Consider the following 6,283-nt stretch of genomic DNA (forward strand, 5'->3'; position numbering starts at 1 on the left):
TCCGTGGACGTGGCTGTCAGCCCACGCAAGCGACCGTCGGTACCGGGGTTCTCGTGGTGGTCTTCTGGCATATTATAGGACGCCGACGTCCCGCATCAGCGCGAGTGTGTCCTCCTTGTCGGCGAGTTCGGTGAGGTCAATGTCCGGCGAGTCCAGTTCGTCGATGCTCGGGAGGCCGCCCACGGGCGACACGTCTGGTATCATCGGATAGCCGTACGTAACGGTTGCGAAGAACTCTTGCGCTTCGGCCGAGAGGAGGTGGCGGACGAACGCGTCGGCCAGCCCGGAGTTGCCGGAGTTGGCCAGCGCGGCCGCGCCGGAGACATTGACCAGCGCACCCGCGTCGCCGCTGGTGAACGCGAGGTCAAGCGGCGCGTCCGGGCGGGAGTTCAGTACCCGCAGCGCGTAGTAGTGGTTGGCGAAGCCGACGTACTGCTCGCCGTCGGCGACAGCACCCGAGAGCTGGAACTCGTCGGGGTACTGCGTGACGTCGAGGTTCTGGATACCTTCGAGCCAGCCTCGGGCCTCGTCCTCGCCGCGCTGCTGGATCATCGCGGTGACGAACGACTGGAACGCCGAGTAGGTCGGCGCCCAGCCGATGTTCCCGGCGAAGGCGTCGGTGTTGGGGAAGTCGGCGACGCTGTCGGGGATGTCGCTCTCGTCGAACTCGTCGGTGTTGTACGGAATCGAGCGCGCGCGCCCCTCGAAGCCGACCCACTGCCGGTTCGGGCCGACGTAGGAGTCCGGAACGGACTCGGTGGTCGAGCTGTTCAGCGACAGCGCCGCGCCGCTGTCGGCGACCTGCCCGAGCGACCCGGCGTCGACGCGACGTAGACGTCGCCGCTCACCTGATCGCTCTCGTACTCGTTGCGGATGCGGTTGACCGCGTCCGCCGAGCCGAGCGCGTTCGTGGTGTAGGAGAATTCCGGATAGATCTCGGCGATGATGTCGAACAGCTGCCCGTACGCGCCGCCCTCGCCGGCACCGAGATAGATGTTGAGTTCGCCGCTGAGATTGGGAAGGTCGCGCATCGAGGTGCCGCCCGGCGCGGGACGACCCTCCGAGAACACGCCCGAACCACGGTAGTTCGACAGGGAGTTCATGTTGATCGCAGCGTCGCCCGCGTCGTAGTCCGCGGCCGTCGCGGTACCGGGCGTCGAGTCGCCGTCGAGCAGTCCGCCACACCCTGCGAGCGCAGCGGCCCCGGCCGCACCCATTGCACCGAGGAACTGCCGTCGTCGCTGTCCGAACATCGATACCTCGTTCGCTCCGTCGTCGGTAGTGTCTTGATCGGTCATCGTGTAGTTTAGGCCGCCCTAAATAACTTAAACGGTTCGGTTCTCCTCAGTCAGTGGTAGCCGGTGCCGGTCGGGAGTGCTCGTGCTCATCGGCGTCGAGAGCGTCCAGACACGCCAGCCAGTCCGCGAGGTAGTCGCCGCAGTAGTTGAGGAACGGGCCGTTCTCGTATTCCTCGAACTCGCCGTCCCGGAGTGCCTCGGCGACGCCCTCGGCGGCCGCCCGGAAGGAGTCGGCCGTCTCGACGGTGTCGACGACTTCCCAGACGTGTTCGTTGAGTTCCAGTCCGGCCACCTCGTTGGTGAGGTCACCGAACGTCGACCGCGGGGCCTTGTTGTGTTCACACAGGGGCGCGCCGTTGTATATCTGCTTGCCCAGCAGGTCACAGGCCCGTTTGAGGACGACGCCGCTCCAGATGTCGTCAAACCGGCCTACGTCCACTCGTTGTCGTCCATCGGGAACTGGTAGAACGCGGGGATGACCGCCCGTTCGAAGGCGAGGTTCATCGAGCAGACGGTGAGGTACTGCCCCGGCGCGGCGACGAAGTCCGCGCCGTAGTCGTCGGCGCTCAGGCGCGTCTGGGCCTGTCCCTGCAGGTCGCCGTCCATCAGAATGCGGACGGCATCGAGGTCCGGGACGTTCGTCCACAGGCCCTGTGAGGCGACCACGTTCGAGACAGTCGTCGTCTCGGTGTGGACCGTCTCGTCCATCGCGGCGTAGGGGTACCCGCGCGGGTACAGGTCCGTGTCGGTGTCGTAGAGGACGTTGACCCACCGCTCCTCGGAATCGACGGCCTCGATAGCTCCGCGGTAGTCGAGGTTCGCCATATGCGTGCCGAAGAAGTCCACGTCGTCGTGGGGCAGAGTGTCGTCGTCGATGAAGAGGCCGCGGTCGTGGCCCTCGACCCACATATACAGCAGGCCGAAACTCGTCTGGGCGTGGCTCGCGGCCGGGACGAGGTGGCTGTACTCGGCGACGCCGTGGTCCTCGAACCACTGGTCGCGGGCGCTCCCGTCGAAGACGCGTCCCTCGACGCCCAAGTCGTCGAGCATCGCCGCCATCTCCTCGGTGTCACAGAAGTCCTCGGTGACGAGCACGAACTCCAGTCGGTCGGTGTCGAAGCCGTGGTCGCGCGCGTTCGCCACGTACTCCCGGACGCACTCGTACTCCCTGATTGTCGGGACTATAACACATATTTCCCCGCTCATGATGTCGTAGTCCACAGTCTTTAGGCCACCCTAAAGAACGTGTCGTTGTGTGCAGGAGTGTGTGAACGTTCGGTACAGACGACCACAAGAGTGAGGCACTCGCCCGCCGAGACGCCGGTATGGACGTCGCAATCGTCGGCGCGTCGATGACGGAGTTCGGTGAGCGCGAGGGGTGGCTGGTGGACCTGCTGGCGGCCGCCGGCGCGGCCTGTCTCGACGACGCACCGCTGGGCCCGGACGCCGTCGAGCACTGCTACGTCGCCAATATGGCCGGCGGCGAGTTCGAGGGCCGGACCGGCGTGATGAACGCGCTGGTTCAGGAACTGGGACTGATCGGGGCCTACACCCAGCGTATCGATCAGACCTCCGCCAGCGGCGGGGCGGGCATCCACGCCGCGTGGCAGTCGGTCGCCAGCGGCGCCAGCGACTGCACGCTGTTGGTCGGCGGCGAGAAGATGACCCACCGCTCGACACCCGAGTCGAGTGACATCATCGCCTCGCTGACCCACCCCGCCGAGTACAAACACGGCGTGACGCTGCCGAGTTTCGCTGGCCTGACCGCACGGCTGTATCTCGAACAGACCGACGCGACCCGCGAGCACCTCGCGGCGGTGGCGGTCAAGAACCACCGCAACGCCGTGGACAACCCCGACGCGCAGTTCCACGAAGAGATCACGACTGAGGACGTACTGGACGCGCCGACGGTCGCCGATCCGCTCGGCCTGTACGACTTCTGCCCCGTGACCGACGGCGCGGCGGCGCTGTTGTTCGTGCCTGAGTCCGTCGCCGAGGCGGTGACCGACGACTACGTCACCGTCGCGGGCGTCGGCGGCGCGACGGACACCCACGTCGTCCACCAGCGCGAGGACCCGACGCGGCTGTCGGCGGTGGCCGAGAGCGCCGAGACGGCGCTGGAGCAGGCCGGACACGGCATCGAGGACGTGGATGTCGCCGAACTCCACGATATGGTGACGCTGCTGGAACCGCTCCAGTTGGAGGCGCTGGGCGTGACCGACCCCGGTGAGGGGTGGCGGCCGGCCGTCGAGGGGACGACTGCGCGCGACGGGGCGTTCCCGGTCAACCCCTCGGGCGGCCTCAAGGCCAAGGGCCATCCGCTGGGGGCAAGCGGCGTCGCACAGGTGTACGAACTGGTCGCGCAACTCCGGGGTGAGGCCGGCCCGCGGCAGGTCCCGTCGGACGTGGCGCTGGCGACGAGTATCGGCGGCTTCGGCAACTGCGTCACGACGACGGTACTGGAGGGGGCACGATGAGCGACCCTGAACTGCTGGCCCACGGGTGTCCGAACGGCCACTACACCAACCCCGGCCACGAGCGGTGTCCGACCTGTGGCGAGTCACAGCGGGAGACGGTCGACCTCGCCGATCGGACGGGCGAGGTACTGACGTGGACCGAGAGCACGGCCACACCGTCGGGCGTCCGTCGGCCGAACACGCTTGCCGTCGTCGTCTTCCACGTCGCGGACACGACGGTCAGCGTCCTCGGCGGCACGACCGAACCGGTCGCGGTGGGCGATGCCGTCAAGCCGGAATACGTTCCGGAGCTACGGGACCCCGACGTTGCGGTCCGGGAGGCCGCGAGTCAGGCGTGGGACGGCTACCGGTTTCGGCCCGTCAGAGACGAGTGAGGACGGACAGCAGGAGCCCGATGCCGAAGACGACGATGCCGGAGACGAAGTACGTCGTGAGGTTGTCCAGAAGCAGCGCCGACTGGTCCAGCCCCGCACCGACGATGGCGTAGACGCCGACACCGAGGAAGAAGATGGCGAGCGTCCGGATGCGTCGCGTCGTCGTGTCGCTCGTGACCCCGTCGCTCGGTGCGTCCTCGGCCGTCTCGTCGTCGGTTTCCTCGACCATACCACCGCTTCACAGCCGTCTGAAAAAAGGGTACTGGCCTGTTCAGTCCGCGAGGCCGGGGTCGCTGGCCCCCGGCGACCGGCAAGTTCCCTGCCCCAGCGCCGCGAGACCGTCCCGCACCGACCGCGGGCCGCCGTCGAAGTGCGGGTAGACGGCGTCTATCTCCCCGCACTCGTCGGTCACAACCAGACAGATAGCCGGGCGCACGCGGTACTCCCGTCGGTCGGTCGTCCCCGGTTCGTAACACCTTCGGGTCCGGAAACAGGGGGCGAGCGAAACGCCCGCCGACACGGCCCACGCCGCGAACGCCGCGTACCGGTCGTCCTCGCCGACGGGCCGCTGTTTGGCCCACGTCTCGACGGTGACGGTGTCGAGGACGCCGTCCTCCCGCAGTCGCTGGAGCCGCGCCGTGAGCTGTTCACGCCGGCGTCGTGTCGGGCCCGGCAGGTCCGGCCTGACGAACAGCGTCGCCTGCCGCCCGGTGGGTTCGACCATCGTAGTCGTATCGACGCACTACTTCATTATAAATCATTATGTTTTTGGAACTATTTTTCTTCGTCGCCGTCGTCCTCCATCTGGTCCTTGATGGACTGGAGTTCCGACTCCACGTCGACTTCCGGCCGGTCTGCGGTGTCGTCGGCGGGCGTTCCGTCCAGTTGTGACTGGACGTCTTCTCGGAGGTCCCGCGCCTCCTCGAGCAGTTCTCGCGCCTCGCCGTCGGGGGGTTCGCCCTCCAGCGCCGACTGGACGTCGGCGAGGGCGTCCTCCAGGCGCGCGAGCGCAGTCGACCCGACGTCGCCGGCCTGCCGGGCGAGTTCGCGGGTCCCCTCGCCGGCCGCGTCCCTGTCGTCGGCGGCCCGGAGCGTCCGCTGGAGGAGTTTCAGCGCGCGGACGTTCGTCTCCAGAAGGAGGACGGTCCCGGGGATGGCCACATCCGCGGTAAACCGCCGCAGGTCTTCGACCCGCGGCGGCCCGAGACGGCGACGCCCGCGGCGCGGCCGACGGAGTTCCCGTTCGAGCGTCTCGACTGTCTCGGTCAACTCCTCGATACGGGCCGCCAGTTGCTCCCTGTCGGGCGCGTCTCCGCTCATACGAAACTATCGGAGCGACGGCAATAAAAAGCGGTCGGGGTTCCCAGTCCTTTAGGCTATCCAAAACTCTTTTATCTTTAGGCTCACCTAATCACTCGTAATGAGCGAGATGCGTACCCGCGACGATACGGCGGACGAGGAGGACCCAGACGCCGACACGCCGTCCGTGACCGCCCACGAGTGCTCGGGCGACCGGACCGTGTTCACCGAGCGAGGAAACAACGACGGCTGGATCGCTACCGACCTCACCATTTCTGCGAACCGGTAACTCCGGGACGGTACCCCTCCGCGACCATCCGAAACGCGTGACACAGTCGTTCTTTACGCGCGACAACGCTTAAGTATCGACGGTCGGAAGCGACAACTGTATGTGGGGGAGCAAACCACCGATACGGCTCGCTAGCCACGACGCCGATGTGGAGGGCGAGGACGGACCCAGCGGCGACGACGTGGGTTTCATTCCGGTCGCCGCACAGGGCGGGTCTGTCGTCAGACTGACCGGTGCCGACCGGCCGTGGACAGCAGGCGGCGACGCGTCCGTCAGCCGCGTCGACGCGGCGGCGACGGGACGCGGCGACGGTACCGCGCTCCGGGTCGACGGCGGCGGCGAACTGGCGCCGACGATATCGACGACCGGACCGATCAGAGACACTGACCTCACGCGCTACCGGTCGCTGACAGCGACGGTGATGCCCGGGTCGCTCCGGGGCACCGACGCGCCGGTCCGCGCACGCCTCCGGCTCCGACGCGACGAGCGCTCCGCCCGCGGTTCGCCGACCGGCTTCCCCACGGGTCACCGCGGGCCGGGCGAGGC

At 67.5% G+C, this 6,283-nt stretch carries 9 protein-coding genes and 1 pseudogene; 4 read left to right on the forward strand and 6 right to left on the reverse strand.

What is annotated here, in order from left to right; translation table 11 throughout:
- Positions 1-72 precede the first annotated feature (72 nt).
- The 3 genes and pseudogenes from GJ629_RS18115 to GJ629_RS13440 all read right to left on the reverse strand — a co-directional run bounded on the left by GJ629_RS18115 (position 73) and on the right by GJ629_RS13440 (position 2,504).
- Entirely contained in the window at positions 73-780 is a 708-nt protein-coding gene (locus tag GJ629_RS18115; protein ID WP_370515912.1) for an extracellular solute-binding protein, read from the reverse strand.
- On the reverse strand, positions 771-1,298 hold the full coding sequence (locus GJ629_RS18120) for a hypothetical protein (protein WP_370515913.1): 528 nt from the start codon (positions 1,296-1,298) through the stop codon (positions 771-773). The genes GJ629_RS18115 and GJ629_RS18120 overlap by 10 nt, the downstream gene beginning before the upstream one ends.
- Positions 1,299-1,344: 46 nt before the next feature.
- Positions 1,345-2,504 (reverse strand): annotated as a pseudogene (locus tag GJ629_RS13440) (alpha-1 4-glucan-protein synthase).
- 119 nt (positions 2,505-2,623) lie between these two features.
- On the opposite strand from GJ629_RS13440, the gene GJ629_RS13445 reads away from it, so the two are divergent.
- Together GJ629_RS13445 and GJ629_RS13450 are read left to right on the forward strand one after the other, a co-directional pair.
- Positions 2,624-3,775 carry a thiolase family protein gene (locus GJ629_RS13445; RefSeq protein WP_157513504.1) on the forward strand — a complete coding sequence of 384 codons (1,152 nt, stop codon included), beginning with the start codon at positions 2,624-2,626 and terminating at the stop codon, positions 3,773-3,775.
- Positions 3,772-4,149, forward strand: a complete 378-nt coding sequence (locus tag GJ629_RS13450; RefSeq protein WP_157513505.1) for a nucleic acid-binding protein — start codon at positions 3,772-3,774, stop codon at positions 4,147-4,149. The genes GJ629_RS13445 and GJ629_RS13450 overlap by 4 nt, the downstream gene beginning before the upstream one ends.
- Here the strand turns inward: GJ629_RS13450 and GJ629_RS13455 are convergent.
- Genes GJ629_RS13455 through GJ629_RS13465 form a run of 3 tightly spaced genes read right to left on the reverse strand, consistent with a single transcriptional unit; the run spans position 4,136 to position 5,469 of the window.
- Entirely contained in the window at positions 4,136-4,378 is a 243-nt protein-coding gene (locus tag GJ629_RS13455) for a hypothetical protein (protein ID WP_157513506.1), read from the reverse strand. The genes GJ629_RS13450 and GJ629_RS13455 overlap by 14 nt on opposite strands.
- A 42-nt stretch (positions 4,379-4,420) precedes the next feature.
- The gene (locus tag GJ629_RS13460; protein WP_157513507.1) at positions 4,421-4,873 is read right to left on the reverse strand and encodes an HTH domain-containing protein; all 453 of its coding nucleotides are present in this window, start codon (positions 4,871-4,873) and stop codon (positions 4,421-4,423) included.
- 50 nt (positions 4,874-4,923) lie between these two features.
- Positions 4,924-5,469, reverse strand: coding sequence for a hypothetical protein (locus tag GJ629_RS13465; protein ID WP_157513508.1), 546 nt, complete (start codon positions 5,467-5,469; stop codon positions 4,924-4,926).
- 100 nt (positions 5,470-5,569) lie between these two features.
- On the opposite strand from GJ629_RS13465, the gene GJ629_RS13470 reads away from it, so the two are divergent.
- Positions 5,570-5,737, forward strand: a complete 168-nt coding sequence (locus GJ629_RS13470) for a hypothetical protein (RefSeq protein WP_157513509.1) — start codon at positions 5,570-5,572, stop codon at positions 5,735-5,737.
- A 100-nt stretch (positions 5,738-5,837) separates the two neighbouring features.
- Positions 5,838-6,283, forward strand: a 446-nt coding sequence (locus GJ629_RS13475) for a hypothetical protein (RefSeq protein WP_157513510.1), incomplete at its 3' end; no start/stop codon positions are given.

Origin of the sequence: Halapricum sp. CBA1109, from assembly GCF_009741825.1 — an archaeon.
Taxonomy (GTDB): Archaea; Halobacteriota; Halobacteria; order Halobacteriales; family Haloarculaceae; genus Halapricum.

Coding starts and splice junctions, on each gene's coding strand:
- GJ629_RS13470 (WP_157513509.1), top strand. CDS start 5,570: ATGAGCGAGATGCGTACCCGCGACGATACGGCGGACGAGGAGGACCCA.
- GJ629_RS18120 (WP_370515913.1), bottom strand. CDS start 1,298: ATGACCGATCAAGACACTACCGACGACGGAGCGAACGAGGTATCGATG.
- GJ629_RS13460 (WP_157513507.1), bottom strand. CDS start 4,873: ATGGTCGAACCCACCGGGCGGCAGGCGACGCTGTTCGTCAGGCCGGAC.
- GJ629_RS13465 (WP_157513508.1), bottom strand. CDS start 5,469: ATGAGCGGAGACGCGCCCGACAGGGAGCAACTGGCGGCCCGTATCGAG.
- GJ629_RS13455 (WP_157513506.1), bottom strand. CDS start 4,378: ATGGTCGAGGAAACCGACGACGAGACGGCCGAGGACGCACCGAGCGAC.
- GJ629_RS13450 (WP_157513505.1), top strand. CDS start 3,772: ATGAGCGACCCTGAACTGCTGGCCCACGGGTGTCCGAACGGCCACTAC.
- GJ629_RS13445 (WP_157513504.1), top strand. CDS start 2,624: ATGGACGTCGCAATCGTCGGCGCGTCGATGACGGAGTTCGGTGAGCGC.